Annotated in this window: 21 protein-coding genes; 8 read left to right on the top strand and 13 right to left on the bottom strand. The window is 74.9% G+C overall.

Annotated features, from left to right (window positions below; all coding sequences use genetic code 11):
- Nucleotides 1-116: 116 nt before the first annotated feature.
- Both ACIQE0_RS30500 and ACIQE0_RS30495 read right to left on the bottom strand, forming a co-directional pair.
- Nucleotides 117-2117: an RNA polymerase sigma factor gene (locus ACIQE0_RS30500; RefSeq protein WP_402338336.1), complete on the bottom strand. Its 2001-nt coding sequence runs from the start codon at nt 2115-2117 to the stop codon at nt 117-119.
- A gap of 115 nt (nt 2118-2232) precedes the next feature.
- Entirely contained in the window at nt 2233-2466 is a 234-nt protein-coding gene (locus ACIQE0_RS30495) for a DUF397 domain-containing protein (protein WP_366331913.1), read from the bottom strand.
- Nucleotides 2467-2807: 341 nt separating this feature from the next.
- On the opposite strand from ACIQE0_RS30495, the gene ACIQE0_RS30490 reads away from it, so the two are divergent.
- Together ACIQE0_RS30490 and ACIQE0_RS30485 are read left to right on the top strand one after the other, a co-directional pair.
- Entirely contained in the window at nt 2808-3581 is a 774-nt protein-coding gene (locus ACIQE0_RS30490) for a GNAT family N-acetyltransferase (protein WP_402338333.1), read from the top strand.
- Nucleotides 3578-4537: a lysophospholipid acyltransferase family protein gene (locus ACIQE0_RS30485; protein WP_402338330.1), complete on the top strand. Its 960-nt coding sequence runs from the start codon at nt 3578-3580 to the stop codon at nt 4535-4537. Before ACIQE0_RS30490 ends, ACIQE0_RS30485 begins: the two co-directional genes overlap by 4 nt.
- A 41-nt stretch (nt 4538-4578) precedes the next feature.
- Here the strand turns inward: ACIQE0_RS30485 and ACIQE0_RS30480 are convergent, their stop codons facing one another.
- From ACIQE0_RS30480 to glnII, 3 genes are all read right to left on the bottom strand, one after another.
- Nucleotides 4579-5214, bottom strand: a complete 636-nt coding sequence (locus tag ACIQE0_RS30480; RefSeq protein WP_402338327.1) for a winged helix-turn-helix domain-containing protein — start codon at nt 5212-5214, stop codon at nt 4579-4581.
- Between the two features lie 248 nt (nt 5215-5462).
- Entirely contained in the window at nt 5463-6212 is a 750-nt protein-coding gene (locus ACIQE0_RS30475; protein WP_402338324.1) for a rhomboid-like protein, read from the bottom strand.
- A 352-nt stretch (nt 6213-6564) separates the two neighbouring features.
- Nucleotides 6565-7587 (bottom strand): glutamine synthetase, encoded by a 1023-nt coding sequence (gene glnII / locus ACIQE0_RS30470; protein WP_402338321.1) that lies wholly within the window; start codon nt 7585-7587, stop codon nt 6565-6567.
- 391 nt (nt 7588-7978) lie between these two features.
- Here glnII and ACIQE0_RS30465 point away from each other — a divergent pair, with 391 nt between their 5' ends.
- Complete coding sequence (locus tag ACIQE0_RS30465; RefSeq protein ID WP_402338319.1) at nt 7979-9550, top strand: AMP-binding protein; 1572 nt, start codon at nt 7979-7981, stop codon at nt 9548-9550.
- A gap of 125 nt (nt 9551-9675) precedes the next feature.
- Nucleotides 9676-9948, top strand: coding sequence for a hypothetical protein (locus ACIQE0_RS30460; protein WP_366331906.1), 273 nt, complete (start codon nt 9676-9678; stop codon nt 9946-9948).
- A 192-nt stretch (nt 9949-10140) separates the two neighbouring features.
- On the opposite strand, the gene glnA is transcribed toward ACIQE0_RS30460, so the two are convergent.
- Nucleotides 10141-11550, bottom strand: a complete 1410-nt coding sequence (glnA, locus tag ACIQE0_RS30455) for a type I glutamate--ammonia ligase (protein ID WP_402338315.1) — start codon at nt 11548-11550, stop codon at nt 10141-10143.
- A 367-nt stretch (nt 11551-11917) separates the two neighbouring features.
- Between glnA and ACIQE0_RS30450 the strand changes: the two genes are divergently transcribed.
- Complete coding sequence (locus tag ACIQE0_RS30450) at nt 11918-12385, top strand: RDD family protein (RefSeq protein WP_366331904.1); 468 nt, start codon at nt 11918-11920, stop codon at nt 12383-12385.
- A 217-nt stretch (nt 12386-12602) separates the two neighbouring features.
- Here the strand turns inward: ACIQE0_RS30450 and ACIQE0_RS30445 are convergent, their stop codons facing one another.
- The 4 genes from ACIQE0_RS30445 to lipB form a co-directional block, all read right to left on the bottom strand.
- The gene (locus ACIQE0_RS30445) at nt 12603-13313 is read right to left on the bottom strand and encodes a DUF4191 domain-containing protein (protein WP_366331903.1); all 711 of its coding nucleotides are present in this window, start codon (nt 13311-13313) and stop codon (nt 12603-12605) included.
- Nucleotides 13314-13323: 10 nt separating this feature from the next.
- Complete coding sequence (locus tag ACIQE0_RS30440; protein WP_366331902.1) at nt 13324-13539, bottom strand: hypothetical protein; 216 nt, start codon at nt 13537-13539, stop codon at nt 13324-13326.
- Nucleotides 13540-13760: 221 nt separating this feature from the next.
- Nucleotides 13761-14711, bottom strand: coding sequence for a lipoyl synthase (gene lipA / locus ACIQE0_RS30435; RefSeq protein WP_366331901.1), 951 nt, complete (start codon nt 14709-14711; stop codon nt 13761-13763).
- Nucleotides 14712-14852: 141 nt separating this feature from the next.
- On the bottom strand, nt 14853-15668 hold the full coding sequence (gene lipB / locus ACIQE0_RS30430; RefSeq protein ID WP_384099952.1) for a lipoyl(octanoyl) transferase LipB: 816 nt from the start codon (nt 15666-15668) through the stop codon (nt 14853-14855).
- A gap of 312 nt (nt 15669-15980) precedes the next feature.
- Between lipB and ACIQE0_RS30425 the strand changes: the two genes are divergently transcribed.
- Nucleotides 15981-17438, top strand: a complete 1458-nt coding sequence (locus ACIQE0_RS30425; RefSeq protein ID WP_402338308.1) for a regulator — start codon at nt 15981-15983, stop codon at nt 17436-17438.
- A 53-nt stretch (nt 17439-17491) separates the two neighbouring features.
- On the opposite strand, the gene ACIQE0_RS30420 is transcribed toward ACIQE0_RS30425, so the two are convergent.
- The 3 genes from ACIQE0_RS30420 to ACIQE0_RS30410 form a co-directional block, all read right to left on the bottom strand.
- Nucleotides 17492-18766, bottom strand: a complete 1275-nt coding sequence (locus tag ACIQE0_RS30420) for an FAD-dependent oxidoreductase (RefSeq protein WP_402338305.1) — start codon at nt 18764-18766, stop codon at nt 17492-17494.
- 174 nt (nt 18767-18940) lie between these two features.
- On the bottom strand, nt 18941-19834 hold the full coding sequence (locus ACIQE0_RS30415; protein ID WP_384099954.1) for a TIGR01777 family oxidoreductase: 894 nt from the start codon (nt 19832-19834) through the stop codon (nt 18941-18943).
- Between the two features lie 83 nt (nt 19835-19917).
- On the bottom strand, nt 19918-20436 hold the full coding sequence (locus ACIQE0_RS30410; RefSeq protein ID WP_366331896.1) for a DUF4240 domain-containing protein: 519 nt from the start codon (nt 20434-20436) through the stop codon (nt 19918-19920).
- Between the two features lie 245 nt (nt 20437-20681).
- Between ACIQE0_RS30410 and ACIQE0_RS30405 the strand changes: the two genes are divergently transcribed.
- Complete coding sequence (locus ACIQE0_RS30405; RefSeq protein WP_402338301.1) at nt 20682-22571, top strand: hypothetical protein; 1890 nt, start codon at nt 20682-20684, stop codon at nt 22569-22571.
- Nucleotides 22572-22732: 161 nt separating this feature from the next.
- On the top strand, nt 22733-23722 hold the full coding sequence (locus tag ACIQE0_RS30400; protein WP_402338501.1) for an SDR family oxidoreductase: 990 nt from the start codon (nt 22733-22735) through the stop codon (nt 23720-23722).
- Nucleotides 23723-23817: the final 95 nt, after the last annotated feature.

The raw sequence follows: 23817 nt of genomic DNA, 5'->3' as shown, positions 1-23817 counted from the left end.
AACCGGGGGCGCGGCAGCGGGGACGGGGACGCCGAAGGGGACGAGGGGCGGGCCCGGCGCCGCCCCCGGCCCGGACGCGGCCCTCCCGTTCCTCGGCCCGCCCCCCGTCCCGCGGCTCAGTGCAGCGCGCGCAGTGTCCCGCCGTCGGTCAGCGTGGCCTTGAGGTCGGCCTGGGTGCCCGCCGGCGCCGGGACGGCCAGCAGCCGGCCGGACGCCTGCGCCCGCACCCCGCCGCTCGCGGTGATCGACGTGATCTGGTCGCTGCCCGCCGCCAGCAGCCACCACCGGCCCACCGCGCTCTTCCACAGCACGCCCGACAGCACCCGGGGCGCCCGCGGGCCGCATGCCGTACCGCCGTCGGCGCGGGCGGTCACCGCACCCGTCGGGTACGGACGGCCGCTCGGCGGCGGCACCTGGAACTGCGTCATCGTCCGGCTGCCGGCCCCGCGCCAGGTCTCCGCCCGGGTGCACAGCCAGGCCGCGTTCTCCGTGCCCCCGGGGAGCAACTGCTGGGCGAACCGCCAGGCGTTCACCGTCCGCACGCCCTGCCCGCGGAGCACGGGCAGCTGGCACGCGGTCCGTGCCCAGGCCGTCCGCCCCTCCGGCCCGGACACCGAGGCCGGCGCGTCCGGCGGGCCGTACGTGAGCCGGGCGGGGGCCAGTTCGCCGAGGTCGGCCAGCAGCTCGCCACCGGGCCGCGCGTTCGGCACGCCGCCCGGTTGCCCGTCCAGGCGCCCGCCGACCCTCAGAGCGGGCCAGGCCGCGCACGTCCCCTCGGGGCGCGGCGTCGGGACGGGGGCGGTCAGACCGTCCGCACCCACGGTGATCGGCTGGCCCGCGGCCCCCGGCTTCAGCAGGTCCACCAGCCGCACCGACGTCACCCAAGGGGCCGTCAGATAACGGGCGTTGCCCGACGTCCGGCCCACCACCAGGACGCTCGCCGAGTCCGCCGCCGCCCCGTCCGTCCGCGCGAAGTCCAGCGCCGCCCCGGAACCGTCGCCCTCCCCCTGGCCGTCGGTCGGCTCGGCGTACCGCACCACCCGCAGCCCGTCGTGGAGGAGCACCACCACGGCGTGGTCCACCACGCCCGCGAAGAGCAGTTGGGGCGGTCCGGCCGCGGGGCCGGTGGGTGTGCCGGGCGTCGCGGAGACCGGCACCCGGGTACCGGGTCGGGCCCACACCGCCAGCGCCCGCCGGAGCAGCGCCTTGTCCCGGACCCGGTCGCCGCGGGCCGGCCAGGCCGAGAAGTCCGGCCGCGGCGCGCTCTTCCAGGCGGTCGGCGACGACACCGCCAGCCGGCCCGGGTCCAGGGCCGCCTCGGCCGCCGCGTTGCGGGCGTCCGGCGGGGCCGCGGCCCCGCTCGGGCCCCAGCCCCCGCCCGGCAGGCCCAGCAGCGCCCCGCACACCAGCACCGCCGCCCCCGCCGCCAGCGCCGCCCGGCCGTGCTGGCGCCGCCGGACCAGGTCCGTCGGCCGGGCATGGAGGGCGCACGGGTCGAACTCCACCGACTCCAGCAGCGCCCGGTCCCGGCTCCCGGCCGGCAGCGCGGCCCGCTCCGCCCCGATCAGCGCCGCGCGGGCGTCGGCGACCCCCGCGGCCTCCAGCACCCGCCGCGTCTCCTGGACCGACAACCGCTCCAGATCGCGCAGCACGAACGCCGCCCGGGCCGGCCCCGACAGCGCCGACAGGGCCTGGTCCAGGGCGAGTTCGTCGGCGCCGCCGGAGCGCGGGAACAGCCGCAGGCCCCACACCTGGGGGAGCGACGCCGGCGCCCGCCACCTGCGCCGCCCGGCGGCCAGCGCCACCTGGAGCACCCGCAGCCGCATCAGGGCGTAACCGGGATCGACGGCCGGGTCCCCGCCCCGCTGGGCGGGCAGTTTGCCCCCGGTACCGGTCCGCCGGGGCAGCGCCCGCTGCACCACGGCATGCGCGGCCAGCACCCGCCGGCCGCGGTTCGGGCCCGGTGGCAGCACCAGATAGGCCAGCCGGGCCAGCCGGGGGTAGTGCTCGATCAGGGCCGCCTCGGCCTGCTCGACGTCGATCGACTCGCCGCCGCCGGCATGTCCGACGGGGGAGGCGCGGTCCGGGCGCGGGATTGCCGCGTGCTGCTGCTCCACGTTCGGTGGAACGAGTGAATCCGGTGCGGGTCACCGGTGGCCGGGCCCGCCCCGGACGAGTGGCCGGGCCCACCCAGGACGGGTGAGCGCGCCCGCGCGGGCCCGGCGGCGGGCGTCAGCCCGGAAGGTCGAACTCCCCGTCCCGGGCGCCCAGGACGAACGCCCGCCACTCGGCCTCGGTGTAGCGCAGGACGACATCGGGGTCGGTGGAGTTGCGCATCGCCACCGCGCCGCCCTCCAGGAAGGCGATCTCCACCGCCTCCGCGTCGGGGTCGCCGGGCGGGCGCTGCCAGACGGCGTCGGAGATGTCGAGGCTGTAGAGCCATTCCTTGTCGGCTGCGGTGCCCATGGTTCCCCTTACTCGCGTGAGCTGTGCCGGTCAGCGTACGCGGCGCGCGGGGGCGCGTTCCACCGGCGGAACTCGCCCCTCCGCGCGGCCCGTTGGCGAGGGGCGGCGGCATACCGGGGCCCGGGCTCCCGCCCGATTGCCCCGCCGGTTGGCCGGAATTCGCCGCCTCGCCGCCGGCCCCGCGCCGCGGCGACCAGTGTTCCGCGGGCCCTCATCCGTACGCTCCCTGGGCTTCACACACCCGGCCCGCGGGCGGGAGGACAGTCTGCCGCGTAGGAGAACCAGGTCCTTGGGCCGCGCACCCCGCAGGGGGCGGGCCCGCACCACCCACGGAGGCCCTGATGAGCACGGCACCGACCACCCCCGCCGGCCGCCCCGCCGCTTCCGCCCCGGCCGCCGCCCCCGACTACACCGCCCTGATCGCCGACACCCCCGCCCTGGTCCGGGCCGCCCAGCGCCTGCGCCACCAGGTCTTCGGCGACGAGTGGGGCGCCACCCTCGACACCCCGCTGCCGGGCCACGACATCGACCCGGTCGACGACCTCGCCGACCACCTCGTCGTCCTCCACCACCCCACCGGCGCTGTCGTCGGCACCTACCGGCTGCTGCCCCCGGGGCGCGCCCAACATCTCTACTCCGACGGGGAGTTCGACCTCACCGCCCTCGACGCGGTGCGCCCCGCCCTGGTCGAGGCCGGCCGCTCCTGCGTCCATCCCGACCACCGCAACGGCGCCGTCATCAACCGGATGTGGGCCGCGCTGGCCCGCTACACACTGCTTTCCGGCCATCGCTACCTCGCCGGCTGCGCCTCCGTACCGCTCGCCGACGGGGGCACCGCCGCCGCCCACGCCTGGGCCCTGGCCCGCACCCGCCACACCGCGCCGGCCGCCTTCCTGGTCAGCCCGCGCCGCCCCTGGCACCCCACCGTCCCGCTGCCGGAGAACCCGTCCCCCGCCCTGCTCCCGCCGCTGCTCCGCGGCTATCTGCGCCTCGGCGCCTGGCTGTGCGGCGCGCCCGCGCACGACCCCGACTTCGGGGCCGCCGACTTCTTCACCGTCCTGGACATCGAGCGGCTCGGCGACCGCTACCGCCGCTTCTTCCTGGGGGAGCGGTGAACGGCCCCTGGGACGTCCGCCCGGTCTGCACCCCGCGCTGCGCCGCACACGCCGCCCCGCCCGTCCCGTTCTCCCGACGGGCCCGCCGCGCCGCCGCGTTCTGCGGGGCGACGGGCCGCGCCCTGGCGGACGGCCCGCGCCTGGCGGACCCGGTACGGCTCCGGACGCACGCCCGGACGCTGCTGGCGGCGTTGGGCGTCGGACTGGACGTCCAACGGGCGGACGCCGCGGCCCCGTTGGCGGTGGGCGGTGCGCCATCGGCACCCGATACGGAGCGGAAGCCCGGGCCGCTCGTCGCGCCGGGGGAGTGCGCCCCTGGCGCGGACGGCGCCCCGGGCACCCTGGTCGTGCTCAATCACATCTCCTGGCTCGACATCGTCGCCCTGCTCGCCGTCGAACCCACCACCCTGCTCGCCAAGCGCGAGGTCGGCCGCTGGCCGGTGGTCGGCGGCCTCGCCCGCCACGCCGGGACGCATTTCATCGACCGCACCCACCCCCGCCAACTCCCGGGCACCGTCCGGGAACTGGCCGAAGTGCTGGCCGCCGGCCGCTCGGTGGCGGTCTTCCCCCAGGCCACCACCTGGTGCACCGCCGACCGCGGCACCTTCCGCCGGGCCACCTTCCAGGCCGCCCTGGACGCGGGCGCCCCCGTCCGCCCGGTGACCGTCGACTACACCCAGCGGGGCCGCCCCACCACGGTGGCCGCCTTCTGCGGCACCGACACCTTCGCCGCCTCGCTGCGCCGGGTGCTCGCCGCCGGCGGCCTGGCCGTACGGATCACCGTCCACCCGGCGCTGCCCACGGCGGACCGCGCCCTGGACCGGCGCGCCCTGGCGGCCACCGCCGAGCGGATGGTGCTAGGCCCCCTGGCCACCCTCCCGTTCGCCGGTCGTGACCCGGCGGGCCCTCTCGTGATCCCACCCGGCCCGCCCTACGGGCAGACGGCAGGAGCGTGACGACAGGGCCCGGGCAGCGGCCGGAGGCCCGCACGGACCGGTCAGACGCTCGGCACGTACTTGTAGCCGACCCGGCGGATGGTCACGATCGAGCCGCGGTGCTCGGCGCCCAACTTCCGCCGCAGCCGGGCGACATGGACGTCGACGGTGCGGCCGTCGCCGACGTGCCCGTAGCCCCACACCGTCGTCACCAACTGGTCGCGGGTGTGCACCCGGTGCGGATGCGCGACCAGATGGGCCAGCAGCTCGAATTCCAGATACGTCAGATCCAGCTGCCGGCCCCGGACGTGCACGGACCGCTGCTCGGGGTCGATCCGCACGGTCGCGTCGCCGGTCCCGGCCGCCGGGGCGGTCCCGGCGGGCGGCTGCGGCTGCGGCGGGGCGGGGGTCTGCTCGGCCGGCACCAGGACGAGGTAGCCGACCATCGGCGGCTGCCCGGGCAGGGCGGGCAGGCTGTGCTGCGGCGCGGGGAGCCAGGTCGCGCCGGCGTTCAGCAACTCGGCGACCTGCTGGGCACTGTGGCGCGGCGGCCCCCCGGGGCGGAGGTCGGCCGCTGCTCCACCGGGGGCGGCGCGGGCCTCGTCGGGGGCCACCGCGCGCAGCCGGTGGCGCTGGTGGGACGGGTGCGGAACGGCGGCCGTGGAGGAATCGGCGGGCACGGTACGGAGATTGGCCATCGAACGTCAGCTCTTTCGCGCAGGGGGACCTTCGGGGACGTCATGCGCGCGGGCAGGGCCGGGGACACCGGTCAGCGGTGTCGGGAGGAATCAGATGCGGGCCCGCGCTCAGTGCGCGCGGCAACACAGACGGTCGAAGGCGTGCGCCTGCCGGGACGGCCAGAACGGCTCGAGGTCGCTGCGACCCGTCGCGGTGTCTGTAAGGCTGGCCATGGCCCTATTGAACCAGACGGCCTTTGATCTGTCTTTCACACCACCCCCCGCTGCGACGCGATCCCGCCGCGCTCCGGCCGCGCCCACCCGCGCGCAGCCGACGCCCCGGCGCCGACTGCCCACTCCCGTACCGGAGTTGTCGACGCGCCCCGCCGGGCGCCCTTCCGCTCACCGGCCGAAAACCGCCCCCGCACCGCCCGCCGCGCGGCCCCCATGGCCACCCCGAGCGCCAACGCCGTCAGATGCCCGGCATCGGTGAACGTCCGTCCGCGGCGGACCACCGGTATCGCGCCCAGCGCCAGCAGCCCGCCGGTCACCGCCACTCGCGCTCCGCGGTGCGGCAGACAGGCGGCCAGCGCGCCGAGCGTGGCGTAGGAGCCGTAGCTGGCCCCGACGTCGACGGCGTGCGCGGTGGCCCCGCGCGCGCCACCGGGCGCGCCGGACGGCGGTGGCGCCGCGGCCACCGGGCCCCCGGGGCGCGCCCGCAGGCCCGCGTAGACCAGCAGGCTGGCGCCCACGTGCCCGGCCGCGAACACCGCCGCCGCGCGCCCGGCGCCCCACCGGGCCTCGGCCGTCCCGAGCGTCGCCAGCAGCGCGGCGCCGTACGCCGCCGGCAGCGGCGCCTCCACGAAGACCGCGCTGGTGGCCAGGGTGCCCCACCGGCCGGCGCGCAGATTGGCCACGTTGGTGGAGTGCGTGCGCAGCAACTCCGCGCGCCGCGGCCCCGGCAGCCGCGCGGTGGCATACGCCCCGAGCTGCAACGCCCCCACATACAGCGGCGTCACCCAGGGCAGCGCCCCCCGCCGCGACCGGCCCCGCCCCCGGGCCTCCCGGCCGTTCCCGCTCATCCGCCCCGACCCGTCCACTCCGTGCCCCTCCCGCGCGCTCCGACCGTGCCGCCTCACGCCGCGGACGACGCGGCGGGGCCCCGCACACCCGGTATGTCCGCCGGGCGGGAGACGGCCGGTCCGGATCTCGTCGGGACGCTGATCGCAGGCATGCCTCCAGCGTGCCACCCGCCACCGACAACCGGCCCCGGCCGCCCCGCGCTTGGCCACGTCCCGCTCCCGTCCGGGCATGCGGAAGGGGCCGGACCCGCCGGTCCGGCCCCTTCCCGCACGCGCTCCGCGCCGGGCGTCACACCTGCTCGCGCCGCTCCAGCTCCGTGCAGCAGGTGTCCACGATCAGCCGCGTCACCACGTAGGGGTCCACGTTGGCGTTCGGCCGGCGGTCCTCGATGTAGCCCTTCTTCTCGGCCTCGACCTGCCACGGGATGCGCACCGAGGCGCCGCGGTCCGAGGCCCCGTACGAGTAGCTGTCCCAGGGCGCGGTCTCGTGCGCACCGGTCAGCCGCTCCTCGATGCCGGTGCCGTACTGGCGGACGTGCTCCAGCGGCTTGTCGCCCTCGCCCAGCGCCTCACAGGCGGTGATGATCGCGTCGTAGCCCTCGCGCATCGCGCGGGTGGAGAAGTTGGTGTGCGCGCCCGCGCCGTTCCAGTCGCCCGGGGCCGGCTTGGCGTCCAGAGAGGCGGTGACGCCGTACTCCTCCGCCGTACGGTGCAGCAGCCAGCGCGCCACCCACATGTGGTCCGAGACCTCCAGCGGCTCCAGCGCGCCCACCTGGAACTCCCACTGGCCGGGCATCACCTCGGCGTTGATGCCGGACATCCCCAGACCGGCCGCCAGGCAGCGGTCGAGGTGCTTCTCGACGATCTCCCGGCCGAAGATCTCGCCGGCGCCGACCCCGCAGTAGTAGCCGCCCTGGGGAGCCGGGAAGCCGCCGCCCTCGGGGAAGCCCAGCGGACGGTCGCCCTTGAGGAAGGTGTACTCCTGCTCGATGCCGAAGATCGGCTCCTGCGCGGCGAAGCGTTCGGCCACCGGGCGCAGCAGGGCCCGGGTGTTGGAGGAGTGCGGCGTGAGGTCGGTGTGGAGTACCTCGCACAGCACCAGCAGGTGGTCGCCGCCGCGGATCGGGTCCGGGCAGCTGAACACCGGGTCGAGCACGAGGTCCGAGGCGTGGCCCTCGGCCTGGCTGGTGCTGGATCCGTCGAAGCCCCAGCGCGGCAGCCTGCTCCCGTCCTTCAAGATCTTGGTCTTGGAGCGGAGCTTGGCGGTCGTCTGGGTGCCGTCGATCCAGATGTACTCGGCCTTGATGGTCACGGGGTCCTCTTATGCAGGTCGGTGCGGGTACGCGTGCGGACGTACCGCTGCACTCTCGCAAGGGGCCGTTTCCCGTCCGTTGCCCTTATGTGAACCGCAGGTTACCCAGTCGGACATCCTCTGATTCTGCGACGTTTCACCGCAAAACACCTGGCAATCCTTTGCGGTTGGTGTCGGCCATGCTCCCGCAACGCCCCCTCGAACCCCAAGTTCCGGATACCGCACCCCAGTTCACGCCCCCGGGCCACCTGCACCCCGCCGCCCCGCCCCTCCCTCATAACCCCAAGGGCATGACCACATGACGCATTTGGTCGTGGAAGGCATGACCGCCGCCCGCCTAACGTCACACCTGCCGGCCTCTCCCTCCCTCCGCCCTCACCAGGAGCGCGCCATGCCCGCCCGCCCGCCGTTCACCAGCTACGTCGACACCGTCCTCGCCGCCCTCGCCCGCGACCCGGGCCGCCCCGCCGTCACCACGGCCGACGGCGAGATCGTCACCGCCGGCGCCCTGCACACCGCCGTCCACCGCATGGCCGCCGTCCTCGCCGCCCACGGCACCGGCCGCGGGCAGACCGTCGCCCTCCTCAGCCGCAACCGCCCCGAGGCGCTCGCCGCCCGCTACGCCGCCAACCTCCTGGGCGCGCGGGTGGTCCTCCTCTACGACGGGACGGCCGCCGAGGCCCTGGCCCCGGTGGCCGAGAGCGCGGACACCGCCCTCCTCCTGGTCGACCCCGACCTCCACGACACCGCCCGCGCCCTCCTGGACGGCTTCACCGGCCCCCGCCCCCAGGTCATGACCCTCGGACCGCTCCCCGCTGGCACCGCCCCCCTTGGCCCGGACCTGCCGGCCGCCTGCGCCGCCCTCCCCGCCACCCCCATCGTCGCCGGCGCGGCCCGCCCGGAGGACGACTGGTGCATCCGCCACACCGGAGGAACGACCGGCATCCCCAAGGGAGTCCGGATGACGCACGCCTCGTTCGCCGCGATGCTCGCGCACGCCACCCTGGAGGACGCCGGTGATCCGCCCCGCCTCCTGGCCTGCACCTCGCTGGCCCACCTGGCGGGCATCATGGCCGACCTCACCTTCGTGGCCGGCGGCACCGTCGTCCTCCACCGGGGCTTCGACCCCGCCGCCGTCCTGGCCGCCGTCGCGCGCGAACGCATCACCCACCTCTGGCTCCTGCCGCCGCTCCTCTACCGCCTCCTGGACGACCCCACCCTCCCCACCACCGACCTCGACTCCCTCACCCGCATCACCTATGGCGGCTGCACCGCCTCCGCCCCGCGGATGCGCCAGGCCGCCGAGGTGTTCGGCCCGGTTCTCTACGGCTGGTACGGCCAGTCCGAGGCGATGTCCATCACCGAGGCCGGCCCCGCGGACCACGCCGACATCCGCCCCGACGCCCCGATGACCGTCGGCCGCCCGCTGCCCGGCGTCACCCTCGCCGTCCGCGACCCCGAGGGCCGCGACCTGCCCCCGGGGGAGTCCGGCGAGGTCCATGTGCACTCCGCCGGCGCCATGCGCGGCTACTGGAAGCGCCCCGACCTCACCGCCCAGGTCCTGCACGACGGCTGGGTGCGCACCGGCGACGTCGGCTACCTGGACACCGACGGCCGCCTCTACCTCGTCGACCGCCTCAAGGACGTCGTCATCGTCGTCGGCGGCCACGTCCACCCCGCCGAACTGGAGGACCTCCTCCACGCCCACCCCGCCATCGCCCACGCCGCCGTCTACGGCGTCCGCACCCCCGACGAGACCGAGGAGGTCCACCTCGCCCTCGTCCCCGCCCCCGGCCACCGGGCCGACGACCTCACCCTCCCCGCCCTCCGCACCTACATCACCACCCACAAGGGCACCCTCTACGCCCCCGCCGCCGTCCACCTCCTCGACGCCATCCCCCTCACCCCCGTCGGCAAGCCCGACAAAAAGCTCCTCCGCTCCCTCCCCCGCCCGACCCCCTGACCCGGCCCGCGCACCCCGGGGCCGGGAGCCCCAAATCCCCGCTGGCCAGGGGCTTTTGTCAGTGCCCGGCAGTAAAATGGGAACCAGTAAGTGAGGGTTCACCCAAGCTCCAGGAGGTCCGCCGGATGGCTGCTGCCACACTCATGACGAAACCCCTCCCGGCCCACCCGCTGCCCAAGAAACCGCTCCCCGCCGGCTGGCCCCGCGAGCGGTACGAATCCCACAACCGCCGCCTGAAGGCCATGCGCCTGGCGATAGCCCTCCTCGACACCGGCACCTACCGCCCCGCACAGGCCACCAACGTCAAGATCCGCACCACCGCCCTCGCCATCGGCGTCCACCGCCCCTCCGACACCACCTGCCGCCTGGTCCGCGCCCTGATCTACGACAACTGCTGAGCAGCACTGCGGAGTCGAGCGAAACGGCCGGCCCGGAAGCGCTCCGCGCCCCGGGCCGGCCGCCGGTACGGCTTGAGGCCGCCACCCGTCACCGGGCGGCGGCCTCACTCGCTCATCTCACCGCTGCGCGCCGCCACTTCAGGGCGTGGCGCACGCGGCGTCCGACAGGGGCGGCGAGCACCCCGGCACGCTTTAGAGGTCGAAGTACAGCTCGAACTCGTGCGGGTGCGGACGGAGTTGGATCGGGGCGATCTCGTTGCTGCGCTTGTAGTCGATCCAGGTCTCGATCAGGTCGGCGGTGAAGACGCCGCCCTGCTGGAGGTACTCGTTGTCGTCTTCGAGGGCGTTGAGGACCGACGAGAGGTCGGTGGGGACCTGCGGGACGCCGGCGTGCTCCTCCGGGGCGAGCTCGTAGAGGTCCTTGTCGATCGGCTCGGCCGGCTCGATCTTGTTCTTGACGCCGTCGAGGCCGGCCAGGAGGAGGGCCGAGAAGGCGAGGTAGGGGTTGGACGACGGGTCCGGGGCGCGGAACTCGACGCGCTTGGCCTTCGGGTTGGCGCCGGTGATCGGGATGCGCATGGCCGCGGAGCGGTTGCGCTGCGAGTAGACCAGGTTGACCGGGGCCTCGAAGCCCGGGACCAGGCGGTGGTAGGAGTTCACGGTGGGGTTGGTGAACGCCAGCAGCGACGGGGCGTGCTTGAGGATGCCGCCGATGTAGTAGCGGGCGGTGTCCGAGAGGCCCGCGTAGCCCTGCTCGTCGTAGAAGAGCGGCTGGCCGCCCTGCCACAGCGACTGGTGGACGTGCATACCGGAGCCGTTGTCACCGAAGATCGGCTTGGGCATGAAGGTGGCGGTCTTGCCGTTGCGCCAGGCGACGTTCTTGACGATGTACTTGAACAGCATCAGGTCGTCGGCGGCGGCGAGGAGGGTGTTGAACTTGTAGTTGATCTCCGCCTGGCCGGCGGTGCCGACCTCGTGGTGCTGGCGCTCGACCTGGAGGCCGGACTTCTCCAGCTCCAGGGAGATCTCGGCGCGCAGGTCGGCGAAGTGGTCGACCGGCGGGGCCGGGAAGTAACCGCCCTTGTAACGGACCTTGTAGCCGCGGTTGTCCTCCACGGCACCGGTGTTCCAGGCGCCGGCCTCGGAGTCGATGTGGTAGAAGCCCTGGTTCGCGGAGGTCTCGAAGCGGACCGAGTCGAAGACGTAGAACTCCGCCTCGGGACCGAAGAACGCGGTGTCCGCGATGCCGGTGGAGGCGAGGTACGCCTCGGCCTTCTTGGCGATGTTGCGCGGGTCGCGGCTGTACTGCTCGCCCGTGATCGGGTCGTGGATGAAGAAGTTGATGTTGAGGTGCTTCTCCTGGCGGAACGGGTCCATGCGGGCCGTCGACAGGTCCGGGCGCAGCGCCATGTCGGACTCGTGGATGGCCTGGAAACCGCGGATCGACGAACCGTCGAACGCCAGCTCCTCGTCCGGGTCGAACGCCGCAGCGGGGATCGTGAAGTGCTGCATCACGCCCGGCAGGTCGCAGAAACGGACGTCGACGAACTTCACGTCCTCATCCGCGATGAACTTCTTCGCGTCGTCGGCGTTCTGGAACATCCAACTCCTCCTAGCCCGGGCACCGCTCGGCGGACGCGGGGTTGCGACTCGGAGCGCGGCCCATTCCCAGGCGCGCTCGCCCGACCATAGGCAGGCGGGATTTCCCAAGCATGACCCATTTGTTTCGCCGAGGTTAACCGGCGCGCTGTTGATCTCACCCCCCAGTGTGCGCCTCCGGGGAGCCCTTGCGACAGCCGCTGCGAGGCCGCTGTGGAAGGCCGTCGGGGCGGCCCGTCGGGCGCCTTGGCGGCGGCTGCGGCGGGCGGCGCCGGGCGGCTGCCGAACGGTCGCCGGGCGCCCGCCGGGCCCCGTCACCGCCGGGGGCCCGCCGCCCGGGGAACGTATGCGGTCGCAGTACCGTGGACGGGTGGACAACAGGCAAGCAATCGGATCGTGGATGTCCGGGCCCCGGGCGGCGGCCGAGGACATGGGTGTCGACTTCGGATACCGCGGGCAGCGGCTCGGCCTCCCGGAGGAGGGCCCCGGCTCGATCGCCCGGGTCGGCCGCCGCTTCGGCGCGCTCTTCATCGACTGGGCGCTCTGCCTGCTCATCGCGTACGGGCTGCTGAGCGGCGGCAAGCCGCAGTCGACGAGCAACTGGGCGCTGGCGGTGTTCGCGGTGCTGAGCGTGCTGACCGTCGGCACCGTCGGCTGCACGCCCGGCAAGCGGTTGCTGGGGCTGCGGGTGGTCTCCGAGGGCGGCGGGCGGATCACGCTGCCGCGGGTGGTGCTGAGGACCGTGCTGCTGGTCCTGGTCGTCCCGGCGGTGATCTGGGACCGGGACGGCCGGGGGCTGCACGACCGGCTCAGCCGCGCGGTCCAGGTGCGGATCTGATCCGTTCCACCGGACCTGCCCCCTCCGCCCCGTCCCGGCCCCTCGGCCGTGACGGATCCGGTCGCGGAGCGGCCCCCCCGGCCCCCCGGGCGGCCCCCGCGCGGACGAGCGGTGAGCACGACGAGCAGGACCCTGCCGGAAGCCAAAACATGACGGTGCCCCCGAGGATCACCTCGGGGGCACCGTCATGTAGCCGTTCGTACGGGGCGCGCCGGGATCAGCGCATCTTGCCGCCACCCTTGGGCATCCGCATCCCCTTGGGCATCGGGCCCTTCGGGACCGGCATGTTGCTCATCAGGTCGCCGAGCGCGCGCAGCCGGTCGTTGACGGCCGTCACCTGGGGGCCGGGGAGCACGCGCGGGAGCTTCAGCAGGTGGGTGCGCAGCTTCTTGAGCGGGATCTGGCCCTCGCCCTCGCCGACGATGACGTCGTGCACGGGGGCGTCGGCGACGGTGCGTGCCATGCGCTTCTTCTCGGCGCCCAGCAGCCCGCGCAGCCGGTTCGGGTTGCCCTCGCCGACCAGGACGATGCCGGCCTTGCCGACGGCGCGGTGCACCACGTCCTGGTTGCGGTTCATCGCGACGGCCGGGGTCACCGTCCAGCCGCGGCCGACGTTCTCCAGGACGGCGGCCGCCGCGCCGGGCTGGCCCTCCATCTGCCCGAAGGCCGCCCGCTCGGCGCGCCGTCCGAAGATGATCGCCATCGCGAGGAACGCCAGGACGAAGCCCAGGATGCCCGCGTAGACGGGGTGGCCGATCAGGAAGCCGATGGCGAGGAGCACGCCGAAGACGACGATGCCCGTGCCAGCGACGACAAGACCGACCTTGGAATCGACCCGACGGGTCATCTTGTAGGTCAGGGCGATCTGCTTGAGCCGCCCGGGGTTCTCAGCGCCGCCAGCGCCGGTTGAGTTTGACTGCCTCGCCATACAGCGAAGTTTACGTGGCGTGCGGACGACCGGTGGCCGCGGCCTCCAGGACGTACTCGGCGTCGTGCCGGTCCTTGGCGCGGCGGCGGTCCTCCAGGACCGATGTCCAGGCGTTGCGGCGGGCGGTGCGCTGGCCGCTGCGCAGCAGGACGGCCTCGATGGCGCGCAGGGCACCGGTGACGGAGGGGATGGGGCGGGGGGTGGCGCTGAGCGGCGCGGCCTCCATGGTGATGGTCTCCCTCGGACGAACGGAAACAAGCAGGGACGCGTGCGGGAGGTGTCGAGCGGTGCGTCCATCCATCGTCACCGAACGGTGTTACCAACGGATGACCTGCCGGTCAAACACCAACGAAACGTTGACGCGGCCCCCACGCCCCCTGCCTGGGGGAGTGTGGGCCGCGTCTCTCAAGCATGTGCCACGCTTCACAAGTCGGCGCGGCGGGCGCGTCAAACCGCCTGACTGGCCGCCTCGACCTCGCGCCGCTCGATCGCCTGCTGGTAGAGGCGCCCGGCGCGGTAGGAGGAGCGGACCAGCGGGCCGGACATGACGCCGGCGTAGCCGATCTCCTCGGCCTCCTCCTTGAGCTCCACGAACTCCTGCGGCTTGACCCAGCGCTCGATCGGGTGGTGCCGCACGGAGGGGCGCAGGTACTGGGTGATCGTGATCAGCTCGCAGCCGGCCTCGTGCAGGTCCTGCAGCGCCTGGCTGATCTCCTCGCGGGTCTCGCCCATGCCCAGGATCAGGTTGGACTTGGTGACCAGACCGTCCTCGCGGGCCTTGGTGATGACGTCCAGCGAGCGCTCGTAGCGGAAGCCGGGGCGGATCCGCTTGAAGATCCGCGGGACCGTCTCGACGTTGTGCGCGAACACCTCCGGGCGGGAGGAGAAGACCTCGGCGAGCTGCTCGGGGACCGCGTTGAAGTCGGGGGCGAGCAGTTCGACGCCGGTGCCGGGCATCGCGGCGTGGATCTGACGGACGGTCTCGGCGTAGAGCCAGGCACCGCCGTCCTCCAGGTCGTCACGGGCGACGCCGGTGATCGTGGCGTACTTCAGGCCCATGGTCTGCACGGACTCGGCGACCCGGCGCGGCTCGTCGCGGTCCAGGGGCTGCGGCTTACCGGTGTCGATGAGGCAGAAGTCACAGCGGCGGGTGCACTGTTCACCGCCGATGAGGAAGGTCGCCTCGCGGTCCTCCCAGCATTCGAAGATGTTGGGACAGCCCGCCTCCTGGCAGACCGTGTGCAGGCCCTCGCTCTTGACCAGACCCTGGAGGTGGTTGTACTCGGGACCCATTTTCGCCCGGGTCTTGATCCACTCGGGCTTGCGCTCGATGGGGGTCTGGCTGTTGCGGACCTCCAGGCGCAGCATCTTGCGTCCGTCGGGTGCGACTGCGGACACGCCGGCTCCCTAACAACTTCGATTCTTCGGCGTACACCAGGGTACGCCCGTCAATTCGCACGCGAATCCACGCGTGGGGTGGTGCAGGGCCAACCTCGACAGCGAGAGTGGCATTCCCGCGGGCAGGCCGCGGGGTGGACCTCAGACCGCGCGGGGGAGGAGGTCGGCGTTCTCCAGGACGTCCCGCAGGTGCTTCTCGACGACCGGCAGCACGTCGGCGATGGTGAGCTCGCGGCCCAGTTCGCCGGAGAGCGAGGCGACGCCGGCGTCCCGGATGCCGCACGGCACGATCTTGTCGAACGAGGTGGTGTCGGGGTTCACGTTCAGCGCGAAGCCGTGCATGGTGACGCCCTTGGCGACGCGGATGCCGATCGCCGCGAGCTTGCGGTCCTCGCCGCGCTGGCCGGCGTTGGAGGGCGCGTACTCGGGCCCGTTGAGCCGGGGGTCGAACTCCTCGTCCGCCGGCCGCGGGTCGAAGTCGAGCGTCAGGCCGGGGACGGCGGGCCGCCGGTCCTCCGGGTCGCCCAGCACCCACACCCCGCTGCGCCCCTCGACCCGGGTGGTCTCCACGCCGAACTCGGCGCAGGCCCGGATCAGGGCCTCCTCCAGCCGCCGGACGTGCGCGACCACGTCGACCGGGCGCGGCAGCTTCTGGATCGGGTAGCCCACCAGCTGGCCGGGGCCGTGCCAGGTGATCTTCCCGCCGCGGTCCACGTCGACGACCGGGGTGCCGTCCAGGGGGCGCTCGTCGTCGGCGGTCCGCCGTCCCGCGGTGTAGACGGCCTGGTGCTCCAGGAGCAGGCAGGTGTCGGGGACCTCGTCGGCGAACCGGGCGGCGTGGATGCGGCGCTGCTCCTGCCATGCCGCTCCGTACTCGACGGCGTCCGGCCCGAAGCCCAGATGCACAAAGCGCAGCCCCTCGGGTGCGGGGGTCTCCCCCCGAGAGATCGCAGTCACGGCAGCTCCTCTTCGACCCTTGTCGCAGTTGCGTGCGACGTCTCATGCCTCGTGCGAAACACGGGCGATTGCTCGTCGCGCCCATGCCACTGTACGGCCGCCGTGTGCGCCCCCGGCACGGGGCCGGTGCGCCGTGCGGCCGCCGTCGCGCCCACGGCGTGCTCACACGATCGGATGAACGCGAGGCGCAGGCCGCGAGAAAGGCGCCGAAGGCCGTTACATTCACGCCGTTCCACAAGGGCGAAGAGCACGCCGGACTGGGTCAGTCGAGCCCGGCGGCCCAGCCCGGAAGGCAGGAGACCGGTAAAGCTGATGACGGAACGACCCCCGCACCACACGCCCAATCGGCAGCTCGCCGCGCTCATCGCCGAGGCGGGCTTCTCCAACGCAGGGCTGGCCAGACGGGTTGATCAACTCGGCATCGAGCACGGCCTCGATCTGCGCTACGACAAGACCTCGGTGACGCGCTGGCTGCGCGGGCAGCAGCCCAGAGGCACCACCCCCGCCCTGATCGCGGAGGTCTTCACCCGCCGGCTGGGGCGCCGGCTGTCCGCCCAGGACCTCGGCCTGGACGCCTGTGCGCCGGTGTACGCCGGGCTGGAGTTCGCCTCGACCCCCAGCGAGGCGGTGGACATCGTCAGCGGGCTGTGGCGCAAGGACTCCGGCAGCCATGCCGAGCTCCGCAAGATCGCGTTCACCCCGGCCGGGCTGGTGGTGCCGAGCCGGGACTGGCTGATCGGCCGGCCCGACGAGCGCGTCGCCCACGGCGACCAGTCGGCCGAGGCCGGCGAGCGGGTCCCCCTCCAGGGCGGGCGGACGGGCGTGCCCCGGCAGCGCCAGACCGAGCGGGTGGACCGCGTCCAGGGCAGCCGGGTCACCTCCGGCGACATCGCGGCGCTGCGCTCGGTCGGCGAGCTGTTCCGCGCCCTGGACCACGCCTACGGCGGCGGCCACGCCCGGCAGGCCCTGGTGCGCTACCTGGAGCACGAGGCCGAGCCGATGCTCCGCGGCACCTACGGGGAGGCGGTCGGCCGCCGGCTGTTCTCGGCCGCCGCCGACCTGACCCGGCTCGCCGGCTGGACGTCCTACGACATCGCCGCGCACGGCCTGGCGCAGCGGTACTTCGTCCAGGCGCTGCGGCTGTCCCAGGCCGCCGGCGACCGGGCCTACGGGGCCTACGTCCTGGTGACGATGAGCCGGCAGGCGGTCTATCTGGGGCACGGCAGGGAGGCCGTCCAACTGGCCCGGGTCGCCCAGCAGGGCGTCGGCAGCGGCGTACCGACCACCGTGCAGGCGCTGCTGCACGCCGCCGAGGCGCGCGGCCACGGCGTCCTGGGCGAGGTCCGGGCCTGCACGGCCGCGCTGGCCCGCGCCGAGCGGGCCCTGGAGAGCGCCCGCCCCGGGGACGACACCCCCTACTGGGCGCGCTTCTTCGACGAGGCCCAGCTCGCCGACGAACTCGCGCACTGCCACCGCGACCTCCAGCAGTACCGCGCCGCCTCCCAGCACGCCGAGCGCTCCCTTCAGCTGCGCGCCGCCGGGTTCGCCCGCAGCCGGCTGTTCTGCCGGGTGGTGCTGGCGACCGCGCGGCTGGGCCTGGGCGAACTGGAGCAGGCGTGCACCCTGGGCGCCGAGGCGGCCCTCCAGGCGTCCGAGATGCGGTCCGTACGGGCCCACGAGTACGTCCGGGACTTCGAGCGCCGGCTGGAGCCCTACCGGGACGCCGCGGCGGTGCGCGGCTACCGGGAGCGGGTGGCCGCGCTGGGGTGACCGACGGGTGGCGGGGCGGCCCCGGTGGGGCGGCCCCGCTCCCTCAGGGCGGCCTAGGCCGCCGCCCGTATGGCGTCCGGTTCCGGGCGGGCCGGCAGGCCGAAGTCCTGGAGCAGTGCGCGGGCGGCCCGGTGGCCGGAGCGCAGCGCGCCCTGGAGCGTGCTGGTGTCGCGGTGGTCGCCGCACACGTACAGCCCGGCCAGGACGCGCACCGTGCGCTGCGGGTCGTGCGGGGCGGCCATCGCGGGTACCGCGTACGGGTCGTGATGGCCGGTCAGCAGCTGCCAGCCGTCGGTCCGCAGGCCGTAGATCCGGTCGAGCTGCGGCCGGACGGTCTTGTCGAGGGCGTCCAGCGGCAGCGCCGCGGCGGAGCCGAGGACGACCGTGGTGACCAGCGGGCGGCCCGGCGGGGTGCGCGACGGGTCGATCGCGCCGGCCAGGTAGCTGAAGGCGACCGGGCCGTCCGTCGGCACGATCAGCGCCGTCTCCCGGCCCGGGCCGCCGCGGGCGCCGGCCGGCGCGTCCGCGGTGTGGTGCAGCACCGTCACGGGATGGAAGGCGGGCAGCCGCAGCCCCGGCAGCAGGTCGGCGGCGGCCCGCGCGCCGGTCGCCACCAGCACCGCCCGGCACGGGATCCGGCCGTGCTCACGGGTGCTGACCCCGTTGGTGGCGACGGCCGTGACCTCCACCGACGTCCGGACCGTGCCCGGTGGCAGGCCGGCCGCCAGCAGCTCGGGGATGGCGCCGGCGCCGCCCGCCGGGAGCGCCAACCGCCCCTCGGCGAAGGCCCGCAGCACCTGCGCGGCGCCCCGGCTGGAGCCGAGCAGCCGGGGATCGCACAGCAGCGCGCCCAGCAGCGGCCGCAGGAAGGTGTCGTGGGTGCGCGGCGGGAACGCCGGGCGGCCGGCCAGGGCGTCGCTGACCGGGCGGTCCGGGGGCGCGACGGTGACGCCGGACCGGTCCGTACGACGGTCGGGGCGCGTGAGGGCGCGCGCGGCGGAGAGTGCGCCCCTTGTGCACCGCAGCGGGCTGATCCGCTGGGTCCGCTGGCCGTTGTGCAGGCCCAGCCCGGCGGCGAACGGACGCAGCGTCAGCTCCGCCAGGCCGGGCGTGCGGCGCAGCGCGGTCGGGGAGACCGCCAACGGGCGGCCGCAGCGGTCCAGGCGGAAGCCGTCCACCTCGTCGGTGACGGACCGGCCGCCGACCCGGGAAGCGGCCTCCAGGACCGTGACCGTGACTCCTGCCCCGGTCAGATGGCGGGCGGCGGCGAGGCCGGCCGGCCCGGCCCCCACGATGACGACGTCGACGGCCGATGAGGTGCGCAGCACATGCCCCTCCCGAGGTCGGTTCCGGCGGCAGCGCACGGTGCTCATGCCCGGTGCGGCCGCCAGGGATGCCAGTGGTGTGTCCGAGGACCGTAGGGAGTGCCGTGGCCCGGCCGACAGGGGCGCCCTGGGGGCGCGCGGGTGCGCCCGGTGCCACAGGGCCGGGCGCCGGGCGGTCTACGCCCCCAGGGCGGCGCGCACCGCGTCGCCGATCCGGGGGTGCGCGAAGGTGAATCCGGAGTCCAGCAGCCGCCGCGGAACGATCCGTTGACTGCCCAGCACGTCGCCCGCGAACTCCCCGAGGACCAGCCGCAGCACCGGCGCCGGCACGGTGCACAGCGTGGGGCGGCGCAGCAGACGGCCCATCACCGCCGTCGCCTCGCGGTTGGTGACCGGTTCCGGCGCGGTGAGGTTGACCGGCCCGGACAGCTCCTCGGTGGCCAGCAGATGGCGGAGCGCGGCGATGTGGTCCCGCAGGGAGATGAAGCTCCAGTACTGGCTGCCGTCGCCGAGCCGGCCGCCCAACCCCAGCCGGAAGACCGGGAAGAGCCGCCCCCAGGCGCCGCCGGAGCCCGCCACGACCAGGCCGGTCCGGGGGAAGACGGTCCGGATGCCGGCGTCCTGGGCGGGTGCCGCGGCGTCCTCCCACGCCACGCAGAGCTCCGGCAGGAAGCCGGTGCCGGCCGGTGCGCTCTCGTCGGTGCGCCGGTCGCCGGTGTCGCCGTAGTAGCCGATCGCGCTGCCCGAGACGAACACCCGCGGCGGGACGTCCAGCGCGGCCAGCGCGGTGGCCAGTGTCCGGGTGCCCAACACCCGGCTGTCGTACAGCTCCTGCTTGTACGCGGCCGTCCAGCGGTGGTCGGCGACGCCCGCCCCGGCGAGGTGGACCACCGCCTCGCAGCCGGCCAGCGCGGCCGGATCGAGCCGGCGGCCCTTGGGGTCCCAGGTCACCTCGTCGGTGTCCGCCGGCTGCCGGCGGACGAGCCGGACGACGTCGTGGCCGTCCGCGCGCAGGTTCCGGACGAGCGCCGTGCCGATGAGTCCGGTCGAGCCGGTGATCGCGATCCGCATGGGAGCATCCTGCCCGCAACCCGGGGCGGCACCGGGGAGGGGCCGGGGCGAGCCGGGCGGGAGTCCGCCGCGGCGCGGGACGGTCAGCGGCGGAAGCGGTCCCACAGCCGCGGGAAGCGCGCGGCGAGGGTCGCGTCGTCGTCGAGGTCGAGGTAGGTGCCGAGCGGTTCCGGCGGGGCCGGGGGGAGCTCCAGGTCGGGCATGACGGTGCCGGTCAGCTGCTCGTACGCCTCGTCGGCGGCGTAGCCGAGTTCCTCGGCGTCGCCGTCGGTCCCCTCGTCGAAGTCCTCGATGAGAACGGCCAGCTGGTCCGGGTCGTGCAGCGCGCCCTCGAAGAGGTGCCGGCCCTGGCCGATCAGCCAGCAGCGGAAGAAGTCGAAGGCGTCGTCGCTGGCGCCGTCCAACATCAGTGCCGCGGCGGCCCACAGGTCCCAGGTGTACGCCCGGTTGTAGCGGGACTCGAAGTGGCGGGCGAAGTCGATGATGCGGTCCGGGTCGAGTCCGAGCAGCCGCTCCACCAGCGCGTCGGCCTGCTCCTCGGGGTCGCCGCCGGCGGCCGCGCGGGAGCCGTCGACCAGCTCCCAGAACTCCGTCTCGTCCATCACCGCTCCAGCATCCGCCCTGCTGACGCGGCCCGCACGCGGAGTGCCCCGGATGCGGCGGGGCGGTGTCCGGGCCGCCGGTCCGGGGCGTCGGGGACGGTGGCCGTGCGGTGACCGTGCCGGGATTTCCTCGTTGTGCGGCATGCAACGACGGCAGCGCAGAACCACCAGCACCCCCCCACCCAGTGATCTCCCCATCCCCCCACCGCACTCCCATTTCGTGAAGGGCGCATCCCGCCATGCCCATGGACGAACGAACCCGGGCCGAGGTCGAACGCGCCGAGGCGGCCCTCGTGGAGCACTATCCGCGGCTGGTCCGCCTCGCCTATCTCGTCCTGCCCCCCTCGATGGGCCGCCACCGCAAGGTCCTCACCGCGCACGGCTTGGTGCAGCGGGCGCTGCCGTGGCGCGTGCCGCGCCGGCCGGCCGGGGCGCTGCCGGCCCAGCGCGGCCCGCAGGACGCCGGCTCCGGCTACGAGCTGATGCGGCAGCGGACCCTGGAACTGGCGCTGGCCTACGAGCAGCGGCAGCGGCCCGCGGTGTGCCTGCCGACGGTGCCGTTCGTCTGGGGGCTGCGGCTCCTCCCGCGGGCCGGCGGCGCCGACGAACTCGCCCTGGACCAGGCCCTGTCGGCGGTCCCCGCGCCCGTACGGGCCGCGCTGGGGCTGTGGTGCCTGGAGGGGCTGGAGACGGACGCGGCGCGCGCCGTCCTGGCGCGGGCCGGGGCCCAGGACCCGGAGGCGGCAGGGCGGGCGGCCGGGCAGCTGGACCAGCGGACCGGGGCCGCCGCGCTGCTGGGCTCGGCGGAGTTCGACCCCTGCACGGTGCAGGCCCGGCCGACCGACCTGCTGCGCCGCCGGCAGCGGGTGCGGGCGACCGCCGTGCTGGCGGCGGTGCTGGCGGCCGGGGTGGCCGCGATGGCGCTGCCCGGCGGCCGGCCCGCGGACGAGCCCGTCCGCACCGCCGCCGGGCAGGCCCTCGACCCCGGACGGCTGCTGCGCGCCCCCGACGAGCAGTGGGCCAGGTCCTCCCGGATGGACTTCACCGCCTGGCCGCCGCGCGGCCGCCAGGCCGGCGACCGGGCGCTGCTGGGGCGGGCGCTGCGGGTCTGGGCCGCACCGCCCGCCGGCACCCGGATCGTCGCCGCGGCGGACACCTCCACCCGGCCGCCCGCCACCTCGCCCCGGCTGCTGTACGCCGGCCTGATCGACAACGTGCGGGTGGTGGTCTTCCACGACGGCGAGCGGCTGGTGCGCTACGCCGAACCGGAAGGCACCACCCCCACCCTGCACTTCGCCCGGGTCGACAACGCCGACCTCACCTCCGCCGGCGGCCTGGTGATCGGCCGCGGCAACGGCTGGCTGCGCTACCTCATCGCGCCCTGGGTCGCCGACGTCGCCACCCGGGACCTGCTCACCCCGGACGCCCGGCCGCACGGGCTGCACCTGGCGCCGGACGGCGTCACCGACCGGATCCCGCTGCCGCCCGCGGACGGCGCCGCCTGCGGGCACTGGCCGGTGGCCGAGTTCCGCTCCTCGCCGCGGATCGACGACCGCCGCTCCTTCCTGGTGACCGACCTCGGCGATCTGGCACCGGTGCACCTGACGTATCTGGCGCACCCCGCGGCGGGTGGTCCGGGCGAGGCCACCGGCGGTCCCGCGCTGCGCAGTTGGGCGCGCACCGCGTGCACCCTGCGGTCGCTGCGCGGCACCGGCGTACGGTCCGTCAACAACTGGGCCTATGCCGCACAGGACCTCCCGGAGGACGGCGGCACCGCGACCTGGGTGTGCAACCGCGCCGACACCTGGCGCGGACCCGGCCGGGTCATGGTCCAGTTCCAGCCGCCCGCCGCCGGGCCGGCCGACCCGGGGCGGGTCACCGGGCGGGAGGCCGGTACGGCGGCGTGCGGCCCGTTCGGCCGGCATGTGCTCAGCGACGTCCACTGGCAGGCGAAGTCCGGGAAGTGGTACCTGCTCGCGGCGGGCAGCAGCGAGGTGGCCGGGATCGACGTGACGGGCGGGGCGCGGGCCGCGGTCGACGCGGCGACGCTGGCGGCCCCGGCCCCGCAGGGCGCCCCGGCGCAGGTCACGGGCCGGCTGCGGGACGGCCGCCCGCTGCGGGCGCTGCGGCCTTAGGGCCGGTCGTCGCACTCCCGGCTGCCTGATCACGAGAAGGGCCCGATCACGGGAACGGCCCGATCACGGAACCGCCCGCCGAATCCCGACAGAAGGTGTCGGGATTGGCTGTCAGGGTCGCCGCGTACGACCGCACAGCAGGCAACAGCGAGGAGCGACACATGACGGCGCAGGAGAAGGCGGCGGGCCGGGCACGGGACGGGCGGACGGCCGCCACGGCACCCGGAGGGCGGCTGCCCGGGGGCGATCTGACCGGCCGGGTGGCGCTGGTCGCCGGGGCGACCCGGGGCGCGGGGCGGGCGATGGCCGTGGAACTGGGCCGGGGCGGTGCGGTGGTGTACGTCACCGGCCGCACGACCCGGGAGGCGGTCAGCGAGGTCGGCCGGGCCACGGAGACCATCGAGCAGACCGCGGAGCTGGTGACCGCGGCCGGCGGGACCGGGATCGCGGTGCCCACCGACCATCTGGACCCGGACCGGGTCAGGGCGCTCGTCGAGCGCATCGATGAGGAGCAGGGGCGGCTGGACGTGCTGGTCAACAGCGTCTGGGGCGGCGACCGGCTGATCCAGTTCGACACCAAGGTGTGGGACCTGGACCTGGCGGGCGGGCTGCGGATGTTCCGGCTCGGCATCGACACCCACGTCATCACCAGCCACTTCGCGCTGCCGCTGCTGATCCGGCGGCCCGGCGGGCTGGTCGTCGAAGTCACCGACGGCACCGTCGAGTTCAACCGCACCTACCGCAACAGCCTCTGCTTCGACGTCACCAAGAACGTCCCGCACCGGATCGCCTTCGGGCTCGCCAGCGAACTGGCGGAGTACGGCGGCACGGCGGTCTCGCTCACCCCGGGCTTCCTGCGCTCCGAGGAGATGCTGGACCACTTCGGCGTCACCGAGGCGACCTGGCGCGATGCGATCGCCCAGGAGCCGCACTTCGCCATCGCCGAGTCCCCGGCGCTCATCGGCCGCGGGGCGCGGGCGCTGGCCGCCGACCCGGACAAGGCCCGCTGGACCGGACAGTCGCTCTCCAGCGGCCAGTTGGCGAGGGAGTACGACTTCACCGACGCCGACGGCTCCCGGCCGGACGCCGACGGCTACTTCAACGACGTGGTGATGGGCGGGAAGGCCGGCACCTACGCTGACTACCGCTAGTGCCGCAACAGGCAACGTTCGCCCCGTCGCGACGCCCGGCACCCACTCTCGCCGCACCGGCCGAAAGCCCGCGTACCTCCCGTACCAGGACTTCC

Source organism: Streptomyces sp. NPDC093097, assembly GCF_044754325.1.
Classification (GTDB): Bacteria; Actinomycetota; Actinomycetes; order Streptomycetales; family Streptomycetaceae; genus Streptomyces.
The sequence above is the reverse complement of the archived record's forward strand: the minus strand, read 5'-3'. Positions and strand labels throughout refer to the sequence as shown.

Coding starts and splice junctions, on each gene's coding strand:
- ACIQE0_RS30445 (WP_366331903.1), bottom strand. CDS start 13,313: ATGGCGAGGCAGTCAAACTCAACCGGCGCTGGCGGCGCTGAGAACCCC.
- ACIQE0_RS30410 (WP_366331896.1), bottom strand. CDS start 20,436: ATGGACGAGACGGAGTTCTGGGAGCTGGTCGACGGCTCCCGCGCGGCC.
- ACIQE0_RS30425 (WP_402338308.1), top strand. CDS start 15,981: ATGACGGAACGACCCCCGCACCACACGCCCAATCGGCAGCTCGCCGCG.
- ACIQE0_RS30480 (WP_402338327.1), bottom strand. CDS start 5,214: ATGGCCAATCTCCGTACCGTGCCCGCCGATTCCTCCACGGCCGCCGTT.
- ACIQE0_RS30405 (WP_402338301.1), top strand. CDS start 20,682: ATGGACGAACGAACCCGGGCCGAGGTCGAACGCGCCGAGGCGGCCCTC.
- ACIQE0_RS30460 (WP_366331906.1), top strand. CDS start 9,676: ATGGCTGCTGCCACACTCATGACGAAACCCCTCCCGGCCCACCCGCTG.
- ACIQE0_RS30400 (WP_402338501.1), top strand. CDS start 22,733: ATGACGGCGCAGGAGAAGGCGGCGGGCCGGGCACGGGACGGGCGGACG.
- ACIQE0_RS30415 (WP_384099954.1), bottom strand. CDS start 19,834: ATGCGGATCGCGATCACCGGCTCGACCGGACTCATCGGCACGGCGCTC.
- glnA (WP_402338315.1), bottom strand. CDS start 11,550: ATGTTCCAGAACGCCGACGACGCGAAGAAGTTCATCGCGGATGAGGAC.
- ACIQE0_RS30465 (WP_402338319.1), top strand. CDS start 7,979: ATGCCCGCCCGCCCGCCGTTCACCAGCTACGTCGACACCGTCCTCGCC.
- ACIQE0_RS30490 (WP_402338333.1), top strand. CDS start 2,808: ATGAGCACGGCACCGACCACCCCCGCCGGCCGCCCCGCCGCTTCCGCC.
- ACIQE0_RS30440 (WP_366331902.1), bottom strand. CDS start 13,539: ATGGAGGCCGCGCCGCTCAGCGCCACCCCCCGCCCCATCCCCTCCGTC.
- ACIQE0_RS30495 (WP_366331913.1), bottom strand. CDS start 2,466: ATGGGCACCGCAGCCGACAAGGAATGGCTCTACAGCCTCGACATCTCC.